21 protein-coding genes are annotated in these 24493 nt (G+C 69.6%); 17 read left to right on the top strand and 4 right to left on the bottom strand.

The window, feature by feature from the left end:
* Window positions 1–17 precede the first annotated feature (17 nt).
* On the top strand, window positions 18–1265 hold the full coding sequence (locus FEZ32_RS01555) for an MFS transporter (RefSeq protein WP_138679732.1): 1248 nt from the start codon (window positions 18–20) through the stop codon (window positions 1263–1265).
* Window positions 1266–1311: 46 nt separating this feature from the next.
* Here the strand turns inward: FEZ32_RS01555 and cls are convergent, their stop codons facing one another.
* The gene (gene cls / locus FEZ32_RS01550; protein WP_138679731.1) at window positions 1312–2817 is read right to left on the bottom strand and encodes a cardiolipin synthase; all 1506 of its coding nucleotides are present in this window, start codon (window positions 2815–2817) and stop codon (window positions 1312–1314) included.
* A gap of 234 nt (window positions 2818–3051) precedes the next feature.
* On the opposite strand from cls, the gene FEZ32_RS01545 reads away from it, so the two are divergent.
* The 4 genes from FEZ32_RS01545 (at window position 3052) to FEZ32_RS01530 (ending at window position 6105) form a co-directional block, all read left to right on the top strand.
* Window positions 3052–4083 carry a Gfo/Idh/MocA family protein gene (locus FEZ32_RS01545; protein WP_138679730.1) on the top strand — a complete coding sequence of 344 codons (1032 nt, stop codon included), beginning with the start codon at window positions 3052–3054 and terminating at the stop codon, window positions 4081–4083.
* A 79-nt stretch (window positions 4084–4162) separates the two neighbouring features.
* Entirely contained in the window at window positions 4163–4489 is a 327-nt protein-coding gene (locus FEZ32_RS01540) for an ArsR/SmtB family transcription factor (RefSeq protein WP_236082151.1), read from the top strand.
* A 57-nt stretch (window positions 4490–4546) separates the two neighbouring features.
* On the top strand, window positions 4547–5527 hold the full coding sequence (locus FEZ32_RS01535) for an SRPBCC family protein (protein ID WP_138679729.1): 981 nt from the start codon (window positions 4547–4549) through the stop codon (window positions 5525–5527).
* A gap of 140 nt (window positions 5528–5667) precedes the next feature.
* A complete protein-coding gene (locus tag FEZ32_RS01530) occupies window positions 5668–6105 on the top strand; it encodes a DUF6069 family protein (RefSeq protein WP_138679728.1) in 438 nt (145 codons plus the stop codon).
* 117 nt (window positions 6106–6222) lie between these two features.
* On the opposite strand, the gene FEZ32_RS01525 is transcribed toward FEZ32_RS01530, so the two are convergent.
* Complete coding sequence (locus FEZ32_RS01525; RefSeq protein ID WP_138679727.1) at window positions 6223–7047, bottom strand: DUF1684 domain-containing protein; 825 nt, start codon at window positions 7045–7047, stop codon at window positions 6223–6225.
* Window positions 7048–7283: 236 nt separating this feature from the next.
* Between FEZ32_RS01525 and FEZ32_RS01520 the strand changes: the two genes are divergently transcribed.
* The 9 genes from FEZ32_RS01520 (at window position 7284) to FEZ32_RS01480 (ending at window position 17095) form a co-directional block, all read left to right on the top strand.
* Window positions 7284–7937 carry a HEAT repeat domain-containing protein gene (locus FEZ32_RS01520; protein WP_138679726.1) on the top strand — a complete coding sequence of 218 codons (654 nt, stop codon included), beginning with the start codon at window positions 7284–7286 and terminating at the stop codon, window positions 7935–7937.
* Window positions 7938–7950: 13 nt separating this feature from the next.
* Window positions 7951–8973, top strand: a complete 1023-nt coding sequence (locus FEZ32_RS01515) for a HEAT repeat domain-containing protein (protein WP_138679725.1) — start codon at window positions 7951–7953, stop codon at window positions 8971–8973.
* Between the two features lie 65 nt (window positions 8974–9038).
* Window positions 9039–9686: a TetR/AcrR family transcriptional regulator gene (locus FEZ32_RS01510; RefSeq protein WP_097799254.1), complete on the top strand. Its 648-nt coding sequence runs from the start codon at window positions 9039–9041 to the stop codon at window positions 9684–9686.
* A 1-nt stretch (window position 9687) separates the two neighbouring features.
* Window positions 9688–10692 carry a type I glyceraldehyde-3-phosphate dehydrogenase gene (gene gap, locus FEZ32_RS01505; protein ID WP_138679724.1) on the top strand — a complete coding sequence of 335 codons (1005 nt, stop codon included), beginning with the start codon at window positions 9688–9690 and terminating at the stop codon, window positions 10690–10692.
* 364 nt (window positions 10693–11056) lie between these two features.
* On the top strand, window positions 11057–13165 hold the full coding sequence (locus FEZ32_RS01500; protein ID WP_244937883.1) for an MDR family MFS transporter: 2109 nt from the start codon (window positions 11057–11059) through the stop codon (window positions 13163–13165).
* Window positions 13162–13749 carry a TetR/AcrR family transcriptional regulator gene (locus FEZ32_RS01495; protein ID WP_138679723.1) on the top strand — a complete coding sequence of 196 codons (588 nt, stop codon included), beginning with the start codon at window positions 13162–13164 and terminating at the stop codon, window positions 13747–13749. The genes FEZ32_RS01500 and FEZ32_RS01495 overlap by 4 nt, the downstream gene beginning before the upstream one ends.
* 48 nt (window positions 13750–13797) lie before the next feature.
* Window positions 13798–14871 carry an alpha/beta hydrolase gene (locus FEZ32_RS01490; protein WP_097827532.1) on the top strand — a complete coding sequence of 358 codons (1074 nt, stop codon included), beginning with the start codon at window positions 13798–13800 and terminating at the stop codon, window positions 14869–14871.
* Window positions 14868–16436: an alcohol acetyltransferase gene (locus tag FEZ32_RS01485; protein WP_217496604.1), complete on the top strand. Its 1569-nt coding sequence runs from the start codon at window positions 14868–14870 to the stop codon at window positions 16434–16436. Before FEZ32_RS01490 ends, FEZ32_RS01485 begins: the two co-directional genes overlap by 4 nt.
* Window positions 16433–17095 carry a DUF6320 domain-containing protein gene (locus FEZ32_RS01480; protein WP_028703659.1) on the top strand — a complete coding sequence of 221 codons (663 nt, stop codon included), beginning with the start codon at window positions 16433–16435 and terminating at the stop codon, window positions 17093–17095. The genes FEZ32_RS01485 and FEZ32_RS01480 overlap by 4 nt, the downstream gene beginning before the upstream one ends.
* Before the next feature lie 199 nt (window positions 17096–17294).
* On the opposite strand, the gene FEZ32_RS01475 is transcribed toward FEZ32_RS01480, so the two are convergent.
* A complete protein-coding gene (locus tag FEZ32_RS01475) occupies window positions 17295–19073 on the bottom strand; it encodes an ABC-ATPase domain-containing protein (RefSeq protein ID WP_138679722.1) in 1779 nt (592 codons plus the stop codon).
* A 145-nt stretch (window positions 19074–19218) separates the two neighbouring features.
* Here FEZ32_RS01475 and FEZ32_RS01470 point away from each other — a divergent pair, with 145 nt between their 5' ends.
* The 3 genes from FEZ32_RS01470 to FEZ32_RS01460 are packed head-to-tail and all read left to right on the top strand — an operon-like array spanning window position 19219 to window position 22944.
* Window positions 19219–19971, top strand: a complete 753-nt coding sequence (locus FEZ32_RS01470) for a LamB/YcsF family protein (RefSeq protein ID WP_138679721.1) — start codon at window positions 19219–19221, stop codon at window positions 19969–19971.
* Window positions 19968–21620 (top strand): 5-oxoprolinase subunit B/C family protein, encoded by a 1653-nt coding sequence (locus FEZ32_RS01465; protein WP_138679720.1) that lies wholly within the window; start codon window positions 19968–19970, stop codon window positions 21618–21620. Before FEZ32_RS01470 ends, FEZ32_RS01465 begins: the two co-directional genes overlap by 4 nt.
* Complete coding sequence (locus tag FEZ32_RS01460) at window positions 21613–22944, top strand: serine/threonine protein kinase (protein ID WP_138679719.1); 1332 nt, start codon at window positions 21613–21615, stop codon at window positions 22942–22944. Before FEZ32_RS01465 ends, FEZ32_RS01460 begins: the two co-directional genes overlap by 8 nt.
* Window positions 22945–22960: 16 nt before the next feature.
* Here the strand turns inward: FEZ32_RS01460 and FEZ32_RS01455 are convergent, their stop codons facing one another.
* Window positions 22961–24439, bottom strand: coding sequence for a uracil-xanthine permease family protein (locus FEZ32_RS01455; RefSeq protein WP_097799247.1), 1479 nt, complete (start codon window positions 24437–24439; stop codon window positions 22961–22963).
* Between the last annotated feature and the right edge of the window lie 54 nt (window positions 24440–24493).

Genomic DNA, 24493 nt, shown 5'->3' with positions numbered 1-24493 from the left:
AGGAACAGGAGCCAGTCATGATCTCCGTGCTGCGAACCCCCAGCTACGCGAAACTCTTCGGCGCACAGATCGTCGCCCTGGTGGGGACCGGTCTGCTCACGGTGGCCCTGGGGCTGCTCGCCTTCGACATCGCCAGGGGGGATGCAGGAATCGTGATGGGCGTGGCCATGACCATCAAGATGGTCGCCTATGTCGCCGTCGCCCCGCTCGCCACCGCACTGGTCGCCCGGCTGTCCCGGAAACCGGTGCTGATCGGCGCCGACCTGGTGCGCGCCGGCGTCGCGGTCTCCCTTCCCATGGTGACCCAGGCGTGGCAGATCTACATCCTGATCCTGCTGCTCCAGTCAGCCTCGGCGACCTTCACCCCGACCTTCCAGGCGGTGATCCCCTCGGTGCTTCCCGACGAGGGGGACTACACCCGAGCCCTGTCCCTGTCGAGGCTCGCCTACGATCTGGAGTCGGTGCTCAGCCCCATGCTCGCCGCCGTCCTGCTGACGGTGATCAGCTACCACAACCTGTTCGTCGGGACGGTGATCGGGTTCATCGGGTCCGCGGTCCTGGTGGCGTCCACCCGATTCCCGCACATCGAGGTCCCGCCCAGCGCACCCTTCCTGGAGCGGCTCACCCGCGGCGTGCGGCTGTTCTGGCGGATCCGCGAGCTGCGCGGGCTGATGGGACTGAACCTCGTGGTGGCGACCACCACGGCGATGGTCATCGTCAACACCGTGGTGCTGGTCCAGGCCCATCTCGGGCGGTCGCAGTCCGATGTGGCACTGCTGCTGGGTGTCTACGGCGCAGGGTCGATGGTGGTGGCGCTCGGGATGCCGGCACTGCTCGACCGGCTCCCCGACCGCAGGGTGATGGTCGCCGGGGGACTCGCCCTGCCCGTCCTGCTGCTGGTGGCCGCCGGGGTGATCGCACGGCCGGCGAGTTCCGGTCAGTGGGTGGCGCTCCTGGTCGTGTGGACGCTGCTGGGGGCCGCGACCTCCACCATCCTCACGCCCCCCTCGCGGCTGCTGCGCAGGAACAGCCAGGATCAGACCAGGCCGGCGGTGTTCTCCGCCCAGTTCTCGCTGTCCCATGCCTGCTTCCTCATCACCTACCCGCTCGCCGGCGCCCTCGGTGCGGCGATCGGCCTGCCGGCCGTGGCGGTGGTCCTGGTCGTCGTCGGCGTCCTCGGTCTGGTCGCGGCGCTGCTCGCCTGGCGCCCGGTTTCGACCGGCTCCCGGGACCACCGACCCACGGTCTCCCGGTCGCGGATCTGAGGACCGATGCCCTGAGTGTTCTGGGGCCCGTGGGTCTGGCAGACAGCTACTGGATCGCCGAGGTGAGGCGCATCACCGACTCGGTGTACCGCCTGGCCACCGAGCGGTCGGACCACCGCTCGGGATCCAGCACGCTGCTGCGGGACGCGTAGTCGGCGATGACGTCGCGCAGCTGTTCGACGATGTCACCGCCGTAGGCCAGCAGGCTGATCTCGTAGTTGAGGCCGAAGGAGCGCATGTCCAGGTTCGAGGACCCCATCACGGCGATCTCGTCGTCGACCAGGAAGCACTTGGTGTGCAGCACCTCGGGGGCCGGGTAGCGGTAGATCCTCACCCCGGCGTCCAGCAGGGCCTGGTAGTAGGAGGACTGGGCCCGGTCGACCATGAACTGGTCGGCGACCTCGCTGACGTACAGCTCGACCGACACCCCGCGCAGGGCTGCCGTGGTGACCGCCGCCAGCAGGGACTCGTCGGGCACGAAGTAGGGGCTGACCATCGCCAGACGGTGCTTGGCCAGATACATCAGGGAGGCGAAGGTGCGCAGATTGGGATCGGTCCGGAAGCCGGGTCCCGAGGGGATCAGCTGCACGGCGTTGACATTGCCGCCGACCGCCCGGCGGGGGCCGTGGCGGGTCGGCAGCAGGTGGGCGTCGGCGTCCGGATCGCCCAGTCCGCGGTAGGCGTGCATGTCGACGATCTCGCCGGACTCGGTGTACCAGTCGACGATGAAGATCGCCTCCAGGGAGGAGACGATCTCGCCGGTGAGCTCGATCGTGATGTCGACCCAGCGTCTGCCCAATCGGGCATTCCTGGCCGATCCGTAGGGAGCCTCGATGAGATTCTGGGACCCCATCGCGGCCACCCGGCCGTCGACGATGAGAAGCTTGCGGTGGTTGCGCAGGTCGATCCGTCGCACCTTCCCCTGGAGGGGGAGGAAGGGCAGCATCAGGTACCACTCGATGCCGGCTGCGGTCATGTCCCTGAGGAGCTGGTGGAAGCCGGGGTACTTGCGCGACCCGATGTGGTCGAGCAGCACCCGCACCTTGACACCGCGCTTGACGGCGTCTGCCAGTGCCTCGAAGAAGGGCCGGGTGGTGTCGTCACGGGCCATGATGTAGATCTCGACGTCGACCGCCTCCTGGGCGGTCTCGACGAGTCGGGTCATCCGCTCGATGCTCTCCTCGTAGTCCATCGTGACGCCGTGGTTGACGCCGGTGACCATCGGCAGCGAGGTCAGGGACCGGGACAGTTCGATGATGTCGGCCAGCCCCTGCGGCAGGGTGACCGACTCCGGAGAGTTCGGGACGCCGTCGGTGCCTTTCTTGAGCAGGAGATTCGCCTCGGCCTGGATGCGCGCCCGGCGTCCGTTGACGAAGGGACTGCCGAACATCAGGAACAGCGGGACGCCGACGACCGGCAGGAAGAGGATCAGCAGCAGCCAGGCCGTCGAGGAGGAGGGCCGGCGATTCTCGGGCACCACACCGATCGCGAAGACCTTGATGAGGTACTCGATGACCACGAAGACACTCGTACCCCGCAGGAATCGTTTCATCTGCTGCGTGCTCCTTCGGGTTGAACACCGCCTCCGATCGGCAGCCGGCCGAGGTTGGCGCCAGTGTAGAGGGTGCTGCTGCCGCCCGGTGCGGCAAACCCGGCCTGGAGGTGCGGTGGACCGTGCCCGCGGGGACGGTCATGTCACTGTGGCGGGGAAATGACCTGTCATATAGCGTGGACGGGCACGGGGCGGTGTGCCCACCGGTCTGCACGAGTTCAAAGGAGACTCCGCATGCGTATCGGACTTGTCGGATATGGGGTGGGCGGCCACCTGTTCCACCTTCCCTACATCCAGGCTGCCAAGGAGTGGGAGATCGTCGGCGTGGTGACGCGCAATCCCGCGCGGCGCGAGGTGCTGGCCGGCGAGGCGCCGGGGGTGCCCGCCTTCGACTCGATGGACGATCTGATCGACGCCGGGGTCGACGCCGTCACCATCACCACTCCTCCCCAGACCCGCCGCGAACTGGTCCTCCATGCTCTGGAGCGCGGCGTCAACGTGGTCGCCGACAAGCCCTTCGCCCCGAATCTGGCCGGCGCGAAGGAGCTCGCCGAGGCGGCGGCCGCCGCTGGCAAGGTGCTGTGCGTCTTCCAGAACAGGCGGTACGACACCGATCTGATCACCCTTCAGGGTGTCCTGGCCTCCGGGGACCTCGGGGCACCGTGGCGCTCCCGGATCGTCTTCGACCTCGACGAGCCCGGCGGACTGGAGGTCGGCCCCGAGCACGGCCTGCTGCGCGATCTCGGCGCCCATGTCGTCGACCAGGCGATCCGGCTGTTCGGTCCGGTGGCACGGGTCGACGGACATCTGGACTGGGTGGACACCCCCGACGGGCGCGTCGACGTCGGCTTCTCGCTGGGCCTTCACCACGCGTCCGGGGTGTTCAGCGACGTGTCGGCCTCCAAACTGTGCCGCCGGATCGCCAAGGAGTTCACCGTCTACGGCGCCAAGGGCTACTACGAGTCCCACATGAGTGACCGCCAGACCGACCAGCTGACGTCGGGCCTGCGTCCGGCAACCGCCCCGAAGGGGGTCTGGGGGGTGGAGGAGCCCGATCGCTGGGGGACCCTGGTCACCGCCGACGGCGCCCATCAGGTGCCCTCGGCGGCCGGCGAGTACGCCGACTTCTACCGGCAGTTCCACGCGGCGGTGGCCGACGGGGCGCAGCCCCCGGTGCTGCTGCCGGAGGTGCTGCACACCATCGCCGTGCTGGACGCCGCCAGGCTCAGCGACGCGCAGGGCAGGTCCGTGGTCCCCGAGGCATGATGTCTCGGACAGGGGCCCGATGCGCTTGATGCGGGGCCGAACGCGGGTAACATGCAACCAAATGGTTGTAGAAAGTGAGTTGAGCGAGGCTCAGACCGATCGCCTGTTCCACGCCCTGTCGGCGTCGACCAGGCGTGACATCCTGCGCCGGACGATGACCAGGGAGGTCAGCGTCTCGGAGCTGTCGGGCTCGTACCGGATGTCCTTCGCGGCGGTCCAGAAGCATGTGGCCGTCCTGGAGGAGGCCGGGCTCATCGCCAAGAGAACGTCGGGTCGAACCCGTCTGGTCCGCGCCGATCCCCGCAGGATCGCCCAGGTGCGGGCACTTCTGGAGCAGTACGAGGATTTGTGGAGGGGGCGCGTCGACAGACTCGACGCCCTCCTCGCAGACCCCGCCACCGACTGAGCCGATTTCCAGCGTCCCCGCGCATCCCTGCATCGCAGACTCTTCAAGGAGCCGAACATGCCCGTCACCGACATCGTCGCCGACGAGAAGAACCTCACCCTCACCGTCACCGCCGACTTCCCCCATCACGTCCACCGGGTGTGGCAGGCCTACGCCGATCCGCGCCAGTTGGAGCGGTTCTGGGGTCCGCCGACCTACCCCGCCACCTTCACCGAGTGGGACCACCGGGTCGGCGGCCGCGCCCTCTACCACATGACCGGCCCCCGCGGGGACAGGTCATACGCCCGCTGGGACTTCCTGGAGATCGACCCGGAGCGCCGCTTCGAGGTGACCGACTCCTTCGCCGATGAGCACGGCACCCCGGTCCCCGGGATGCCCGCCATGCGGATGACCTTCGTCTTCGAGCCGACCGAGGAGGGCACCCGGATGACCTGCACCTCGGTCCTCGGATCCCTGGAGGGTCTGCGCAAGGTGATCGAGATGGGCGTCATCGAGGGCACCAGGCTCGCGATGGGTCAGATCGACGCCGTCCTGGCCGGCCTGCGCCAGTGGTTCAGGGGCCAGGGCACCCGGCTCGAGCTCCTCACCGACACCCTGGTGCGCATCACCCGGGCCGTCGACGTCCCGAGAGAGCTCGTCTGGCAGGCTCACAACGACCCGGAGTTGATGACGCAGTGGATGCTCGGGCCCGATGGCTGGTCCATGACCACCTGCCAGGTGGCCACCGAGGTCGGTCAGGGATACCGCTTCGGCTGGACCCCGGGTCCCGGGGTGCAGGGCCGGCCCTTCGGCTTCGAGGGGGAGCTGCTGCTGAGCGATGAGCCGTTGCGGGCAGTCACCTCCGAACGGATGGCCGGGACCGATGGCCCCACCACCGTCAATGACCTCACTCTCGCCGAGGAGGACGGCGTCACCGTCATCACCACAGTCATCGAGTACCCCGACGCCGTCACCAGGGACATGATCCTGGGCACCGGGATGGTCGATGGCATGGAGGCCTGCTACGCCCGGATGGAGACGCTGCTGGCAGCCACTTGAGACGCGCCACAGCGGTGGTAGCCTCCGCGCAATACCCACAGCGTTCTCGATCTCCGGGCCCGCAGTGCGGCGAACCGTTGCGAGTCAGCTCTCGGGCCGGTTCCGCCCTGACGACGTTGCAGTCGGCGCCCGGTGGAGGCATGAGTGACATGACCGACATATCCGGACACACCGCGCGGCGTCAGCTGCTCGCCAACGATCTCGCCGTCATCGTGACCACCATCATCTGCGCGATGATCACCTGGGTGATGGTCGCCCCGGTGGCCGGGGTCGACCTGTCCGTCGGCACCGGGGACCAGACGATATCTGTGAGCGCCGGTTCGGTGGCGCTGACGGCCGCCGCCACCAGCATCGCCGGCCTCCTCGTGCTGCGCCTGCTCGAGCGGCTCTCGGCCCACGGGTTGAGGATATGGCTGATCGTGGCGATCGTCGTGGCGGTGCTGTCGATGCTGGCCCCGTTGGGAGCGGTCTCGACCGCCGCGGCCGGCTCTCTGATGGCCCTTCACGGGGTGGTCGCGGCGGTGCTCATCACCGGCGCCTACCGGGCTCATCGTCAGCGGCTGGACCGGTTCGCCTGAGGGCTCATCCCGACAGATACCACGCTGGTCCTGAACCGCTCCGGCGTCGGATCCGCACCGCTCGGAGGCCGGTTCGACGCCGGCCCCGACACGGTCCGGGGCCGGACCCGGACCGTGTCAGGAGACCCGGGACACCGGGACCTTCTCGCCGGCCTTGACGGCCACCGGGAGTCTGTTCTCGGTCGGCGGGAGGGGGCAGGTCGCGTTGTCGGTGTAGGCGCACGGCAGGTTCGCCGCCCGGTTGAAGTCGATGACGGTGTTGCCCTCGGCGTCCGGTGCCGGGACGGCGAGGGTCCGACTCGCCCCGTAGGTGGTCCTGCCGCTGGTGGCGTCGCGGAACAGCACCATGAGGGAGCCGTCGCGGCCGCCGGTGAATGCCGTCAACCGGCAGGCCACACCGTCGAGGGTGAAGGTGAGGACGCCGGGGGAGGAGTAGTGGTGCTCCAGACCCTCGATGACGGCGCCGACCGTCTCCTGATGGTTCTTCGGGAAGGCCTCCAGATGGGCGGGCACCTGCCACCGGCGGGAGGGCGGGAAGGTCGGGGTGCCCGGGAAGTGGGCCAGATACTCGCTGTCATCACGGCGGGGCCGCAGAATCACCGAGGATCCGCGCCAGGCCACCTCGGCCAGGCCGTGGGCATCGCCGTCAGTGAACCCGAGCTCGACCCCTCCGTCGGCGATCCGGTCGCCCAGGGGCACGGTTCCGGTGAGGACCCGGTCGCCGTCGGTGAGGGTCTGTCCCTCGGTCAGCTCGACCTGGGGCTGACCGTCGACCAGTCTCCAGCTGCCCGGCACCCCGGGAACGGTGAGCGGGTCGGCGTCCAGGAAGTACAGGCCGCTGGCGGCGAGGATGCCGAGCGGGTCGGTGCGCGCCTTCTCTCGCTCCTCGTGCCAGACTCTCCAATCGGCGGTGAACTGGCCGTCCTGGGTGTTCTCGGTCATCTCGGGACTCCTTCGGTGTGACGTCGTCTCGCTGGTGACGACGGCGCCCACCGTAGTCGTCGCGTCGCGACCGGACCCTGCAGTGCCGGCCGTCCGGCCTCTGGGTTGACGATCGCCCGGACTCTGCGGTGACGACCGCCCGGGCGAACCGGCACCTGTCTCGCTCACAGCGCAGCGTCGTCGATTGACCCTGACACGGTGTCAGGCTGTTCGGTGAGAGTCAGGAGGTCACCCCGATGACTGATGTTCACCACACACCCACTCAGCTCGCCGAGGCCCTGGAGTCGGTCTCGGCATCAAGGCGACTCCAGGTCGCGATGATCGCCGGCAGCCGCCCCGAGCCGGGCGACGTGGCGGTCCTCATCCGCCGCTCCGGCGTCGAACCCGACTTCTTCGTCCGCGACATGCTGGTCTGGGCCCTGCTGAGCCACCCGGCGGACCGGACGGTCCCCGCACTGCTCGCCGAACTCGACTCGGCCAACCCGCAGGCGCGCGCCCAGGCCCTCCACGCCCTCTCGAAGGTCGGCGATCCGCGAGGCTGGCCGGCCGTCACCGACGAGTTCATCGGCTCGGACGACGACGAGGTGGCGAGGGCCGCCTGGCGAGCCGCCGCCGCGCTGGTCCCGCCGGGCGAGGGGGAACACCTCGCCCGCCGTCTGGCCGGCCAGCTCGGCCGCGGCGACCACACCATGCAGCTCAGCCTCAGCCGCGCCTATCTGGAGCTCGGGGAGGCTGGGGAGGCCGTCCTGGCGGAGGTCGCCGAGACCGCCGGGTCCGAGGCGGCGCTGCACGCCGAGACCATCCAGCGGCTCATCGCCGCCCCCGATCTCGGCTTCGATGCCGCCCGCGAGGAGGCGCTGAGGTTCTGGGTGATGGGGGTGCCCGAGTGATGGTGGCCCCCTGATGCTCATCGGCGAGGTGTCGCGGCGTTCGGGAGTGAGCGTCCGGATGCTGCGGCACTACGACCGGATCGGGCTGATGCGCCCCTCGGGGCGGACCGGTACCGGCTACCGGCGCTACGAGCCCGACGACCTGCGACGTCTGTTCCGTGTCGAGGCCCTGCGCACCCTCGGGCTCTCCCTCGAGCAGGTCGGCAGGGCTCTGGACGATCCCGACTTCGACGCTGCACGGATGCTCTCCGGGCTCATCGACCGCACGGTGCGCCGGATCGCCGAGGAGCGCGAACTGCTGAGCCGGTTGCGGGAGATCGAGTCGAGCGGCCCGCACAGCTGGACGGAGGCGCTGAGCGCGGTGGATCTTCTCTCGAGGTTGCGATCGGGCCGGTCGGTTGAGCGTCAGGCCGCCGCGCTCCGCTCGGGGATCACCGCGACCGCACCCGACCCGCTCATCGGGATCTACCTCTCGGAGCCCGAGGAGGGGGTCGCGGGATCCCTGCGCTGGGCGATCGCCCGGTCCGGGGAGGCCGCGGTGCCGACCCTCGTCGCACACCTGTCGGATTCCGAGACCGCCGTGAGGCGGCGGGTCATTCACGCTCTGGGCGAGATCGACGGTCCCGCCGCGGCCGATGCCCTGGTCGAGGGCCTGGCCGACCCCGACCCCGCAACGGCCGGGCTGGCCGCGATCCTCCTGGCCTCCCACTCCGGCCTCTCGGGCGAACTCTCCCTGCCGGCGATCAGCGCACCGCTGGTGCGACTCGTCGTCGCGGGACAGGACGACGTCGAGGCCGCCGAGGCACTGGGGAGGCTCGCCTCAGGCTCCGCGGCGGCAACCGGGCGGATCACCTCGGAGCTGGTCGACCAGCTCGCGGTGGCGGACCCTGCGGGTCGCAGCAGAATCGTCCAGGCTCTCGGCGAGATCCCCGGGGAGGGGGCCGCGGCGATCCTGCTCGAGTTGGCCGACGATCCCGATCCCGAGGTCTCCAGGGTGGCCCGCTACCTCGCAGGGTCGGACGCGACTCCCAGTTGATCCCGATCGAAGCCGAGGTCCGTGATCCCTTGTGTCTGTACCTGTAGGTAGGTACAGTCAAGGTCATGAACTCCAAGGAGAACCTCATCGAGACGATGAGCGACCTCATCTGGGAGCGCGGTTACGCCGCGACAAGCCCTCGTGAGGTGCGTGAACGCTCGGGGGTGGGTCAGGGGAGCATGTACTACCACTTCCCCTCGAAGCGGGATCTCGGCATCGCCGCGATCCGACACAACTGCGAGACTCTGCTGCCCGCCAGTCTGGAGATCCTCAACGGTCCCGGGGATCCGCTGGACCGCCTCACGAGGTACCTGAGTCGTGACAGTGAGCCGCTGCGGGGCTGCAAGGTGGGCAGGCTCACCCAGGACCCGGAGGTGGTGGCAGATCCCGGCATGCTCGCACCGATCGGCACATCCTTCGAGACGATTCACCACAGCCTCGTGGCGGTGATCGAGGAAGCCATTCGGATGGGGGAGCTCCCCGCCGATGTCGATGCCGGTCGGATTGCACATCTCATGACGGCAACCATCCAGGGCGGCTACGTCCTGGCGATCGCCGCCCAGGACCCTGGTCCCTTCAATGAGGCGCGGCGAGGCGCTCTCGACCTCCTCGATGCGGTGTCCCGCGCCACCACCCACAAGACCTCGGACGGCACGGGCCGTCCGGACACCCAGCTGGACGGCACCCGCCGTCCAGACGATCAGAAGGAATGACATGACTGTTCGCATTGGAATCAACGGGTTCGGTCGTATTGGCCGCAACTACCTGCGTGCCGCGCTGATCAACGACGCCGACGTCGAGCTGGTCGCGGTCAACGACCTCACCGACGTCTCCACCCTGGCCGACCTGCTGGAGTGGGACTCGATCTCGGGTCACCTCGACGGCGTTCAGGTCGATGGCAACACCCTGAGGGTCGGTGAGCGCTCCATCGCGGTGCTCTCCGAGCCCGATCCCGCCGCCATCGCGTGGGGCGACTACGGCGCCGATGTCGTGATCGAGTCCACCGGGCGCTTCACCGACAGGGACAAGGCCCTCGAGCACCTGAAGGGCGGCGCGAAGAAGGTCATCGTCTCCGCCCCCGCCAAGGGCGATGTCCCGACCTTCGTGCTGGGCGTCAACGACGACCGGCTCGATCCCGCGGCCTCGGACGTGTTCTCCAACGGGTCCTGCACCACGAACTCGCTGGCCCCGCTGGCCAAGGTGCTCAATGACTCCTTCGGCATCGAGTCCGGGCTGATGACCACGGTGCACGCCTACACCGCCGACCAGCGCCTGCACGATGCCCCGCACAAGGACCTGCGACGGGCGCGAGCCGCCGCCCTGTCCACCATTCCGACCACATCGGGAGCCGCCAGGGCCATCGGTACCGTCATTCCCGAGCTGGACGGGAAGCTCACCGGCTTCGCGCTGCGCGTCCCGGTGCCGGTGGGTTCGATCACCGACCTCACCGCCGACCTCATCACCGCGGTGAGCGTCGATGAGGTGAACGCCGCCTTCGCCGAGGCCGCCTCCTCCGAGCGCCTCGGGAAGTACCTGCAGTACTCCACGGCTCCGATCGTCTCCGCCGACATCCTCGGCAACCCGCACTCCTCGATCTTCGATGCCCCTCTCACCAAGGTCGCCGGCACGCAGGTCAAGGTGCTGGGCTGGTACGACAACGAATGGGGGTTCTCCAACCGGCTGGTCGAGTTCTCCGAGCGGATCGGTGCCGCGCTGTGATCCCCACGGCCTGAGCCGGTCCTCACGGCCAGAGCCGGTGCGGTACCGGCCGGAGTTCTGCCGACGTCGCCTGTCGCAGCCTCGCCCGCATCCTCACAGGGTGCGGGCGAGGCTGTTGTGCCGTCTGCGTCCTCGCGGTCCGGGAGTCCGGCAGGTCATCGGCGCCGAGGTGCCCGTCGGGTCAGTGCCGCGGGGGTCGTGAGGACAGCTCGTCGGACCGAATTCTTGCATGCTCTGCAAGTTGCAGTATCTTTGCACCGGTCCGGCGGTCTCGCCGGGTGATCCGCAGGGACGCGGGGTGAGTCCTTCCGGGTCGTACCGGTGACCGCCCCCGCGCGCCGATATCCAGAATCGCAGGTGCGTCGTGAGCGCAGAAGCAGCAACCTCCGGCTCAGGGGCCCCCGGTCCGGCCCCGACCGGCGAGCACCGCGAGGGCGCGCTGATGAGCCAGCGCCAGATCATGCTCGTCGTGGTCGCACTGATGACGGCGATGTTCCTCAGCTCCCTGGACCAGACGATCGTCTCGACCGCCATCCGCACGATCGGCGATGATCTCCACGGCCTGGACAAGCAGGCCTGGGTGACCACGGCCTACCTCATCACCTCCACGATCATGACGCCGATCTACGGCAAGCTCTCCGACATCTTCGGCCGGCGGCCGCTGTTCCTGGTGGCCATCACGCTGTTCGTGATCGGGTCCTTCGCATCGGCCTTCTCGACCTCGATGCTGATGCTCGCGGCCTTCCGCGCCTTCCAGGGGATCGGCGCCGGCGGCCTGATGTCACTGCCGCTGGCCATCATGGGCGACATGCTCGCCCCCCGCGAGCGCGCTAAGTACCAGGGCTACTTCCTGGCCGTCTTCGGCATCTCGACGGTCATCGGACCCCTCATCGGCGGCGTCTTCTCCGACGCCCACGAGATCCTCTGGGTCTCCGGATGGCGCTGGGTCTTCCTGGTCAACGTGCCCGTCGGCATCATCGCGATCACGATGGTCTTCCTCTTCCTGCACCTTCCGCAGTTCGACAGCGGCCGGCGTCCCCGGATCGACTGGTGGGGAGCCACCGCGGTGGTGCTCGCCCTGGTCCCGATGCTGCTGGTTGCCGAGCAGGGCCGCGAGTGGGGCTGGACCTCGGTCGGTTCCATCGCCTGCTACATCGTCGCGGTGGTCGGGCTGGTCTCCTTCATCGTCATCGAGCACGCCGTCGGCGAGGACGCCATCCTGCCCCTGCGGCTGTTCGGCTACCACGCCTTCTCCTGGTCGGCGGTGCTCGGCCTGCTGGTGGGATTCGGCATGTTCGGGGCCATGATGACCATCCCCCTCTACCTGCAGATCGTGGAGGGCTTGACTCCCACCGAGTCCGGATTCGCCACCCTGCCGATGGTCCTGGGGCTGATGATCTCCTCAATCCTGGCCGGCGTCACCATCGCCCGTACAGGCAAGTACCAGTGGTTCCCCCGGGTCGGCACCGCCGTCACCGCGTGCGGGTACCTGCTCCTGCTGTGGGCCATCGGAACCGTGCTGTGGCACATGATGCTGGGCATGTTCGTCCTCGGTCTGGGGCTGGGCCTGCTCATGCAGGCGCTCACCCAGGCCAGCCAGAACGCCGTCGAGGCCCGCGACATGGGAGTGGCGACCAGCTCCTCCACCTTCTTCCGTCAGATCGGCGGGACGCTGGGCACCGCCGTCCTGCTGTCGGTGTTGTTCTCCGTGATGCCGACCAACATCACCAGTGCGATGGCCGACCGGCCCACCCTCACCACCGCGCTCAACGCCGCCCTGGACCCGAAGGTCGCCAGCGCCCCGCACAACCGGGCGATCATGGATCAGATGTGGTCGCCGATCACCGAGAAGATCACCCAGAACTACGCCAAGGGTCTGGACCGGGCGACCGCGAAGGTCAACGCCGAGGTCGAGGCCACGGTGCGCCAGCAGGTCACCGAGCAGGTCCGCAAGCAGGCCGCCGCCTCGGGACAGAACCCGGGCGCCGCACCCACCGCGGCCCAGCAGGCCCAGATGAAGGCCGAGATCGACCGGCTGGTGGCCAGCCTCACCCCCGCTGCCCAGCAGAAGGCCCTCCAGCAGGTCGCCACCCGACAGCACGTGAGTGTGGTCAACGGTCGACTCGCCGTCGACTACAGCAGTGCCGAACAGCGGTCCCGCGTCGTGGACAGCGTGGTTCCCGAGGTGTCCAACGCGATCCGCTCGGGATCCCAGTCCTCGAGCCAGTCCGGCACCGACACCTCCGACACCTCCTTCGTCAACGGCGCCGACGCCGCGCTGACCGGACCCTTCATGAAGGGGTTCGACGACTCGGCGAAGACCGTCTACTGGGTCGGCCTGAGCGTGATCCTGCTCGCCTTCGTCCTCACCTGGTTCTTCAAGGTGCCGCCGCTGCGCGAGCGTTCCGCCCTCGAGGAGCGCGCCGGACAGGGCTGGAAGAGGGTCGACGGGTCTCAGCCGGCGCAGGCATGAGTGCCAGCGAAGCCGGGACGGGTGGTCTGCGCGAGCACAAGAAGCGGGCCACCCGGACCGCCATCCACGACGCGGCCCTGAGCCTGGTCTCCGACCGTGGGATCGACGGCGTCACCGTCGAGGAGATCTGCGAGCGTGCCGAGGTCTCCCAGCGGACCTTCTTCAACTACTACCCATCGAAGGCCGCCGCGGTGCTCGGGATGAGCATCCACACCATCGGTGCCCCGGACCGACGGCGATTCCTCGCCGGCCGGGACGGGCTGGTGGGGGACCTGTGTGACCTGGTCGGCGCCCACGTCGAGGCCCTGCCCGACTCCGCCGGGCTGAAGCGACTGGCATCCTGCCAGCCCGGCCTGCTCGGCGACGTCGGCCGGCGGATGGATGAGCTGAGGGGGGACCTCACCGGTCTGGCGAGCCAGCGCACCGGGAACCCGCGGACCGCCCGGATGGCGGTGAGTTTGGTGATATCGGCCCTCGGGTTCACCCTCCAGTCCGCCGACGCCCCGGAGGGTTGCCGCGCGCTGAGCACCACCCTTCGCCACGTCGTCCAGGAGATGGGGGATCTGGCGCGGTCCCAGCAGTGACCGCGTCGGATTCGCCGGGGGCATTGCCGCAGTCCCTACGCTGGGGGCATGGGAACCGACCGTGACCCCTCGCCACGCCCACCGGTGGGCCCGCTCGCCCGAGCGGTGCTGAGCCTGTTCGCCGCGCCGCGACTCAACATGCTCGAGGACTACCCCAAGGTCCGCCGGATCCAGCGCCAGCTGGCATCCCTGCCGGTCCAGCGGTACCGGGCCCTGGACCGCCAGATCATGGCCGACGACGGCACCCATCCCATCCCGGTGCGGATCTTCGAACCCCGGCAGCGCCGCCGCGACGACGTCCTGCTGTTCTTCCACGGCGGCGGCTGGGTCACCGGCGACATCGACAGCTACACCCCGGCCTGCACGACGATGGCCGATCTCACCGGATCGGTGGTGGCATCGGTCGACTACCGGCTGGCCCCCGAACACCCCTTCCCCGCCGGCCTCCAGGACTGCTACCAGGTCGCCCACCTGCTGCTCGACGATCCGCATCGGGCGGGTGTCCCCGATGCCGGCAGGATCGTCCTGGTCGGCGACTCGGCGGGGGCGAACCTGGCCGCCGTCGTCTCGCTCCTGCTGCGCGACCGGGGTGAGCGCGGCGCCGACCACCAGATCCTGCTGTACCCGGTCACCCACTGGGACCACGATCCGGCCACCTCGCCGTTCCCCTCGGTGCGCGAGCACGGTCGCGACTACCGTCTCACCGACTCCGAGGTGCAGGACTACTTCGAGCTCTACTGCCCCGATCCGGCCCAGCGGCGCTCCCCGCTGGTCGCCCCCCTGATGGCCACCGACCTCAGCAGGCAGCCGACCACCCTGGTGGTCACCGCCGAACTCGACCTGCTGCGCGATGAGGGGGAGGCCTACGGGAGTGCCCTGCGGGAGGCCGGGAACACGGTGGTGATCGACCGGGTGCCCGCAGCTCTGCACGGGTTCATCACCCTGCCGCGATTCGCCCGGCCGTTGCGCGAGGGATACGAGGTGATCAACGACTTCCTCGACGGCCCCGCCGCCGGTGCAGACGCAGATGCCGGGACAGCCCCAGATGGTGGTACCGCCCCAGGAGCCGGGACAGCCTCTGATTCCGGTACCGGCGCCGGGTCGGGCAGCGAGCAGTCATGACCCGACGCAACTGGGTCGCCCTGGACAACGCGTCCAACATCTTCCTTGCCGCGCGCAGTGAGATCGACCCGAAGGTCTTCCGGATCAGCGCCGAGATGGCTGAGGAGGTCGACCCGGAGGTGCTGCAGCGGGCCCTCGACCTCACCTTCGACCGGTATCCGCTCTACCACGCGGTGCTACGACGCGGGGTCTTCTGGTACTACCTCCAGGACAGCGATCTGCGACCCCGGGTCCGGCCCGAGACCGGCTGCCCGTGCTCCCCGATCTATCAGCCCGATCGCCGCAATCTGCTGTTCCGGGTGCTGTACCGCGGCCGACGGGTGATGGTCGAGATCTTCCACGCACTGTCTGACGGCACCGGAGCGCTGTGGTTCCTCACCGACCTGGTGGACACCTACTGCGGGCTGCGCGGGACGGCGGACCATCAGATGGGGTCGGGGGCTGTGCCGGGCCCCGGGCCGTCGGACCGGGCAGCCTTCGTCCCCCGGACAACGGCCGAGCTCCGCGGGACGGGATCCGCGGGAGAGCCCGTCCACGAGCTCACCACCGACTCCTTCGCCTACTACTTCCGGCGGCACCGCCGAGCTGCGCGCAGCACGCCGTCGCCCGGCGGCGAGGCGTTCCGGCGTGCCGCCGCCCCCGCGGTGCTGTCGGTCCGGGACCCCGATCCGCGCGGCGCCACCAGCCGGCGGCATCGACGGCATCTGCTCGGCCACGGGGTGTACCAGGTCCGCGGCACTCTCACTCCCGACAACCGTCCACGGGTGGTCGAACTCACGATGGACGCCGGCCCTGTCCTGGCTCTGGCGCGTGGTCACCGGGTGGGTCTGACGATCTACCTCACCGCCCTGTTCCTGGAGGCGGTCCGGCTGTCCTCGCCGGGACTGGGGAGAGCGACCACGCTCACCGCATCGGTGCCGGTCAACCTGCGCCAGTTCTTCTCCTCGACCTCCGCCCGGAACTTCTTCGCGACCATCAGGGTCGGGCACCGTTACGGCCGAGAAGCAGACGACATCGATGCGATCTGCCGCGACCTGGACGACCAGTTCACTCCCAGTGCCACCCGTGAGGCTCTGGAGCAGAAGCTGCGCCGTCTCATCCGGTTGGAGCGGCTCGCCCCGCTGAGGATCTTTCCCAGCCCGCTCAAGGACGTCATCCTGCGCCTCATCAACTGGGGGAACAACCGTGGCCTCACGGTGGCGGTGTCCAACCTCGGCCTGGTGCGCCTGCCCGAGGCGTCCGAGTCGCAGGTCGGCAGGATGATGTTCCACACCGTGGCGGTCCGGCCGCAGTTCTGCGCGGTGACCCATGCCGGCCGACTCACCATCAGCTTCACCTCTCCCTTCATCCAGACCGGCCATGTCAAGGAGTTCGTCCGGTTGCTCACCCGCGAAGGAGTCGATGTGACGGTCGCCGTCTCCCGGGTGACCGAGGCCGAGCTCGGCCTGGTGGGGCTGCGCGGGGAGCACCACCGCAGGCCGAACGCGGAGGGCCGCAGCCACCGTCGTCGGCTCACTGGCCGCGGTGCTCACCGCAGTCGCATTGGGGGAGGAGTCCACCGGTGAAACGCTGCCGAGCCTGCCGGGTCAGTATCGAGGGGGACTGGGAGGTCTGTCCGCTGTGCCGCGGTCCGGTGGAGGGCGAAGCGACGGCCAGCCCGCTGCCCAGGGTGCCCCTGGTCTTCTCCCGGAGACGGGTCCTGCGGGTGCTGTTCGTGTGCTCGCTGGTCGTGATCCTCGGGTCCTTCGCGATCCAGCTGCTGTTCCACCGCGGTACCTCCGGCATCGGTGTGCTGCGGTCGATATGGCTGGGCGTGGTGGCCGGGTGGCTGGTGGTCCTGATGGCCGTGCGAAAACGGCGCAACGCTGCGAAGGGAACGGTCTACCTGGTGCTGGTGGTCGGAGGGGTGTCGGCCTACTGGGACTACCTCACCGGCTGGCACGGGTGGTCGCTGAGCTATGTGGTCCCGATCGTGTGCGCCAGTTCCATCGCGGCCGTGCTCATCGCGGTGAGGGTGATGCGGATGGAGGTGGGCGACCACATCGTCTACAGCGGACTGATCGGCCTGCTGGGGTTGGTGCCGATTCTCTTCCTGGTCTTCGGCTGGGCCCCCAACCCGATCGCCTCCTGGGTGTGCGTCGCGATATCCGCAGTGGGCCTGATGAGGATGCTCGCCTGGTTCCCCGAGGCCCGCCGGGAACTCGCCAAGCGGCTGCGACTGTGAACCCGTCGGCCGGGTGGCGGTGAGTCGGGTGGCGGTGAGTTCTGCCCGTGTGGGGGTCGGGGCGTGGATAGTGCGGATGCCGCCGCTGTGGTGGCAGATCTCGTTCGGTGGTGTGAGCCGGGTGGGGGTGAGTTCTGCCCGTGTGGGGGTCGGGGTGTGGATAGTGCGGATGCCGCCGCTGTGGTGGCAGATCTCGTCGTTACTCGGGGCGACCTGCCCCCGGATGGGCCTCGCCGCCGGCCGGTCGCACCAGGCGCAGCCCTCTGTATCGGTTCACGGCGGCGTGGATCTCGGCGATCCGGGGTCTCGCCATCACACCGGGGTGGTTCCCCCGGGGTCGACCGTTCGAGGAGGCCAGCACATCAAGTCCCTCGGTCTCGATCAGGGCATCCAGCTCGGACACCGCCTCGGCCAGATCGACAGTCCCGTCCAGCCGCTCGCCCAGACGGTCCAGGGCCCGGGCCAGAGCCGTGGTCTGCGCGGAATCGACCAGCTGGCCGACCGCGGACAGGTCGATCTCCTGATCGCCGAGCTGGATCCTGTCCCGGCCTCTGGTGCGCGCACCTCGGCCACGCCGGTCGGGGCGCAGGCAACGAGGATCGGGCACCCGTGGAGAGCTCGGCACCAGCACCGGACCGTCGTCGGAGTCCGCCACCGGGGCCATTCCATCGGTTCGTCCGGCGATCTCCAGGGCTTGCGCGGTGACATCGCGGGGACGGTAGGCCTCCATCGCGATGACATGGTCGGCGACATCGAAGAAGGCCCCCGACCCGCCGGCCACCAGCACCGTGGAGACCCCTCGCTCGCGCTTCAGTGGGCGCACCCGGTCGACGAACGGGGTGATGGGCTCCTGGTCGGCCGGGATGAGGCGCCGCATCCGCTCGTCGCGGATCATGAAGTTCGTCGCGGAGGTGTCCTCGTCGATCAGCAGCGCCGAGGCTCCCGCATCGACCGCCTCCACCAGGCCGGCGGCCTGGGAGGTCGAACCGCTGGCGCTGGTGGTGGAGAACCGCCTGGTGTCGACGCCCGAGGGCAGGTCGGCGATGAACGGCGAGATGTCCACCCCGGTCACCGCCCGGCCGTCCTCGGCGCGCACGCTCACCGCATCGGCGCAGGTGAGCACCCACTCCCGACCGTCTCCGGCGATGTGGGGGTGCACTCCGCGTTCGATGGCGCGCAGCAGGGTCGACTTGCCGTGGTAGCCGCCACCCACGATGACAGTCACCCCCTCAGGAACTCCCATCCCGGTCACCGTCCGCCCGCTGGGCAGGCCCACCGTGACCCGCAGGGATGCCGGGCTGCAGAACTCCACCGGACGGGGGACACCCCCGCCGGTCATCGGCAGGTCTGAGTCCCCGGAGCGCCGCGGCAGGATCGACCCGTCGCCGACCAGGGCCACCAGCCCCAGGCCGGGCAGCCGGTCGCGCAGACTGAGCTGGTCCCGGTACAGCGTCACATGCTCACGCAGCCCGTCCAGGTCGGCGTCGACCAGGCTCAGTCCGGCCGACGCCAGCTCGGGGATCTCCTCACCGAGCAGGGTGAACGCGCGACGGCCGCGCACCCGGCGGCCGTCGGCAGGCAGGCCCACCGCCAGGCGCGCCTCCACGGAGTCGTCGGTGATGACCACTGTGGTGCGTTCCAGCACCTCCTGACCGACCCGACCGATCTCGACGAACCCATCCCTGCGGTCGTGCCGCGAACCCGCATCCCCGATGAGCCGGGAGAGTCTCCTGGTGAGGAAGTCGCAGACCGCCACCCGTCCCCGGCGGTCCTCGACCAGATCGGCGGGCACCCCCGTCCGACCGGCCGGCAGGCTGACTCTCACCAGAGAGGGCGGAGCGTAGGGATCGGCCTGGACATGGTCGATGAACAGCTCGCACCGGCCGATCCGGTAGCCGCCGGACAGCCTGCGGAAACCGCCGTAGCCCCGGCCGTCGATCGAGCGGAGGATCTGTTCCAGATCGTCAAGGTCTCGCATGGGCCACCATCCTGCCCGTATCGACCGGTCAGCACACCCGGCTCCTGCAGGTCAGCCCACCCGGTCCCTGTGGTGCCGCCCACTAGAATTCGGGTCAACTGAGACGTCCCGGAAGGGGGCGGTGGCCCGAGACAGCGGAGGACCGATGATCGATCTCAACGCGGACTCAGGTGAGTCCTTCTCCCACTGGACCATGGGTGACGAGGCCGAGATGATGGGCATCGTCACCAGCGCCAACATCGCCTGTGGCTTCCACGCCGGTGACCCCTCGGTGATGCATGCCACCGTCCGGTCGGCGGTCGAGCACGGCGTCGCGGTGGGTGCCCACGTCTCCTACCGCGACCTCGACCACTTCGGCCGAGTCTTCGTCGACATTGCTCCCGGTGAGCTCACCGACGAGGTGCTCTACCAGATCGGCGCACTCCAGGCGATGGCCCGGGCGGTCGGCAGCCGGGTGAGCTATGTCAAGCCGCACGGCGCCCTGTACAACAGCATCGTCGACAACACCGCCCAGGCCGAGGCGGTGGCCCGCGCCATCGCCGCCGCCGACGACTCCCTGGCAGTGCTGTGCCTGCCCGGATCCGAGATCGGGCGAATCGCCGGGGAGGCCGGCCTGCGAGTGGTCCACGAGGCCTTCGCCGATCGCGCCTACAACCCCGACGGCACCCTGGTCTCCCGCCGACTGCCCGGTGCGGTGCTGCATGATCCGAGAGCAATCGCTGCGCGAGTGGTGAGGATGGCTGTCCACCACGAGGTGGAGGCGATCGACGGGAGCATCATCGGCGTCGAGGCCACAAGCATCTGCGTCCACGGCGACACCCCCGGCGCGGTGACCATCGCCGCATCGGTGCGCCACGCCCTCACCGATGCCGGCGTCGCACTGTCCCGATTCTCATGACGACCTCGGCAGCCCACGACTCACCGGTGATCCGCGCCTGCGGTCGCACGGCATTCCTGGTCGAACTGCCCACTCTGGCCGAGGTGCTGGCCCTGCACGCGGAGCTGATCGCCCATCCGTTGTCCGGTCAGATGGAGGTGCTCGCGGCGGCGCGCACCCTGATGGTGCGCGCCGCCACCGGGCGCGACGCCGCCCGGCTGGCAGATCAGGTCGCGGCCCTGCACCCCGAGACCCACGACCGGCAGCAGGGGCCCCTCATCGAGATCGAGGTCTGCTACGACGGCCCCGACCTGGACCGGCTCGCCACACTCCTGGGATGGTCCCGCGATGCGGTGATCACCGCCCACACCGGCCAGCTGTGGACCGCCGCTTTCGGGGGATTCGCCCCCGGATTCACCTACTGCGTGGCGCACAGAGATCTGGACGTCCCCCGTCGCCGGACACCGCGCACCGCGGTGCCGGCGGGCTCGGTCGGCCTGGCCGGGGCATTCTCGGCCGTCTACCCGCGCACCAGCCCGGGCGGCTGGCAACTCATCGGCCGGACCGCTGCCGCCCTGTGGGACGCCGGACGGGACTCCCCGGCCCTCATCGCGCCCGGCACCCGGGTTCGCTACCGGGCTGTCCGCGACCTGGTGCAGACGACCACCCTGACTCGTCTGGACCACCCGGACCCCGCCCGGGGCCTGCGGATCCTGACCACCGGCCCGCAGAGTCTCATCACCGATCTGGGTCGACCGGGCTACGCCGATGTCGGGGTCGCCGAGTCGGGTGCGATGGACCGTGGGGCGGCCCGACTGGCCAACTCCCTGGTGGGCAACCCGGTGGCGCTCCCGGTGGTCGAGAATCTCGGCGGAGGCCTGCGGGTGCAGGCCGTCGGCGACCAGATGGTGGCGGTGACCGGCGCTCGGGTCCCGCTGTCGATCTCCGCGGACGCGCGACAGCACACGACGGCTGCACAACACACGCCGACTGCACAGCACTGTCCGCACTGCGAGCACGCCATCCGACTGTTGGACGGTCAGGTGCTGGCCCTGGGGGTCCCCGAGGCCGGCCTTCGCAGCTATCTGGCGGTGCGCGGCGGGGTCGACGCACCGGGCCTGTTCGGTTCGGCGGCCACCGACCTGATGTCGGGGATCGGCCCGTCGCCGCTGAGGGCGGGGCAACTGCTGGCGGTCTCGACCACCCGATGGGCGTCCTCCCCCCAGCCCGGCACCCGGCCCCGCCCGCTGCCCGCCTCAGGGGCAACCGTCGGGATCATGCTGGGCCCCCGCGACGACTGGTTCACCCCGGGCGCCCTCGCCTCGCTGCTGAGCCAGCAGTGGCGTCTGCGCGAGGACTCCAACCGGATCGGGCTGCGTCTGGACGGGGCCCCGCTGGAGCGCTCACGGCCCGGCGAACTGGTCAGCGAGGGGACCGTCGCCGGCGCCGTCCAGGTGACCACCGCCGGTACCCCGGTGATCCTGATGCGCGATCACCCGGTGACCGGCGGATACCCCGTCATCGGGGTGGTGGAGGCCGCCGATCTGGACACCCTGGCGCAGCTCCCGGCCGGCTCGACGGTGAGATTCGAACGGTCCGGCGGCGACACGGTCGGCGCGAGGAATCACGTCAACAGCCCTTCAACTGGCAGACTCGACCACGATGGGTGAGATCTTCGGTGGTCGGTATGAGCTGGTGGATCCTCTCGGACGGGGCGGGTCGGGCGATGTCTGGCGCGTCTGGGACCACAGACGGTCCCAGTACCTGGCCGGGAAGGTCCTCCAGCAGTCCGACTCGGCCTCATTGCTGCGATTCGTCCGCGAGACCGGATGGCGGTTCGACCATCCGCACATCGTCGCCCCGCTGGGATGGATCGGCGAGGACGACCGGGTGATGTTCGCCATGCCGCTGGTGCACGGCGGCCCGGTCTCCAGTCTGCTGAGCGATCGCGGACCCCTGCCGAAGGCCTATGTGGCGATGGTCGCCGACCAGATCCTGGACGCCCTCGAGGTGGTTCACGGTGCGGGTCTGGTCCATCGCGACCTCAAACCCGCCAATATCCTTATGGAGCCGACCCACACCGGCCTGCCCGATGCCCGTCTGGCCGATTTCGGGATCGCCGCCAAGGTGGGCGAGCCCAGGATGACCCGGGTCGCCGAGGTGGTCGGAACGCCGGGGTTCATGTCCCCGGAGGCGCAGATGGGCGCCGATCCCGATCCGGCCCAGGACATCTACGCCCTGGGTGTGGTGATGATCCAGCTGCTCACCGGGAACCGGCCCTCCGCCGACACCCCGCCGCCGTTGCCCGACAACCTGCTCAACTCGTCGCTGGGCCGGTTCGTCAGCGGCTGCCTGATCGACGCCGGCCACCGCTTCCCCGGGGCCACCGAGGCCCGCGCGGCACTCGGTCCGATCCTGGCGGCTATGCCTCCGGCCAGGATCTCGGTGCCCGACAGGACACCGGCGCTGCCTCCCCGGTGGGGCCCGGCGGGACCGAACACCTCGACCCTCCCGCTGCCCGATCCGGACCGTCCCGGTACGCCGATCAGCGGACCCTCGGCGCCCTCGGCCAGAATGGCCGCGCGATCTCCGGGTTCGCTGCAGCCCGGCCAGGGCGCACCTGTTCAGCGACCCGGACCGGCGATCGCCAGGCCGAACCCGCGGGCGGCCCGGATCAACCCGCAGTCGGCGCGTGGACACATGCAGGGGGCGCTGATCAACCAGCAGATGGTCCGGCCCGCTCCGCAGGGGGTGCGGCCCGCTCCGCAGGCGATCCGGCCCTCACCGCCCGCAGCGCGCCCCGCGCCGCTGGTCGGACCCCGTGGATACTCCCAGAACACCCCTCAGTCGGGGGCCCGTCAGTCGGGCTCCCGGCCGGTTGTGAATCCGCAGACCGGGCGGTCCCCGGTGGCCCCCCGCGACATCGTGCTCGGTGCCGGGATCGCCGCCGGGATCGCCCTGGTCGTCATCCTCGTCCTGCTGCTGTCGATGTGACCGGGGCGCTCCCCGGTCACGAGTCCCGTTCGCTGCGCGCGTTGTGCGGGCGGGTCGAGGCCTTGTAGATCCCGGGGGCGTCGACGATGACGCTGGTCCCGCCGGCGGCGTCCGACAGGGACTTCGGCGCCAGCCAGTGCGCCAGGTGGTAGACGCAGACCGTCACGATGGTGCCCAGGGCGATCCCGCCCAGGGTGAAGTTCTCACTGAACTTCAGGGAGACGTCGCCGACGCCGATGATGATGCCGGCCGCCACCGGGACGAGGTTGACCGGATTGCCGAAGTCGACCCGGTTCTCGTGCCAGATCTTGGCCCCCAGCAGTCCGATCATGCCGTAGAGCACGACGCAGATCCCGCCCAGCACGCCGCCGGGGGTCGCCGAGATCACCGCGCCGAACTTCGGTGAGAAGCCGAACAGGATCGCCACCAGGGCAGCCACCACGTAGGCGGCCGTCGAGTAGACCCGGGTGGCTGCCATCACACCGATGTTCTCGGCGTAGGTGGTGGTCGGGCCGGCGCCCATCAAGGTGGCCAGCATCGAGGTGGCGCCGTCGGCGGCGACCGCCCGGCCGACCTGGTGGTCCAGGTTCTTGCCGGTCATCTCGGAGACGGCCTTGACGTGGCCGGTGTTCTCGGCGATGAGGGCGATCACCACCGGCAGGGCCAGCAGGATGAAGGCCAGGTGGAAGCTCGGCATGTGGAAGCCGACGACGTTGGTGGCGGCGAAGTGGCCGGTGCCGGTCGAGTCGATGGTGTACTTCCAGTGCTGCAGGTCGGTGGCCGGGGGCAGCCCGAACCAGTCGGCGCTGCGCACCCCGCTCCAGTCGACCCGGTTCGCGGTGCTCGAGACGCCGTCCACGGTCCGGGTGATCGGGCCGAGGGTGAGGTCCTCCAGCCAGCTGAGCAGGTATCCGAAGACCAGGGCGATGAAGATCGCGATCCGGGAGACGAAGCCGCGCGGGCCGACCGACAGGGCGACCACCACCAGCATGGTGATCAGTGCGGTCCATTGGTCGACCGGCCAGTAGGTCTTGGCGACCACCGGGGCGAGATTGAAGCCGATGAGCATCACGACGGCACCTGTGACCACCGGCGGCAGCACCCGGTGGATCACCCGGGCGCCGGCCATCTGGATGACGACGCCGCACATGAACAGCGTCACGCCGACCACGAAGAGCGCTCCCGACACGTCATCGGGTCGGCCGCCGGCGGCGTAGATGGCGGCCGCGACGCCAGGGAAGGCGGCCGAGGAGCCCAGATAGCTGGGGACCTCGTGCTTGGTGGCGAAGATGAAGATGAGGGTGGCGACTCCCGACATCATCACGGCCAGCTGGGGGTTGAGCCCCATCAGCACCGGGAAGACGAAGGTCGCCCCGAACATCGCCACCACGTGCTGGGCGCCCAGGCCGACGGTGCGACCCCACCCCAGACGCTCATCGGGTGCGACCACCTCGCCCGGTTCGAGATGGCCGCCGTTGTGGAGTTTCCAGATCATGGGCTGTCCCCTTTCCGGGGGGACAGCGTACCGAAGGTCCGTGACGGTGCCGTT

Origin of the sequence: Acidipropionibacterium jensenii, assembly GCF_005890135.1 — a bacterium.
GTDB classification, from domain to species: domain Bacteria; phylum Actinomycetota; class Actinomycetes; order Propionibacteriales; family Propionibacteriaceae; genus Acidipropionibacterium; species Acidipropionibacterium jensenii.
This window is presented reverse-complemented; position numbering and strand designations above follow the sequence as displayed.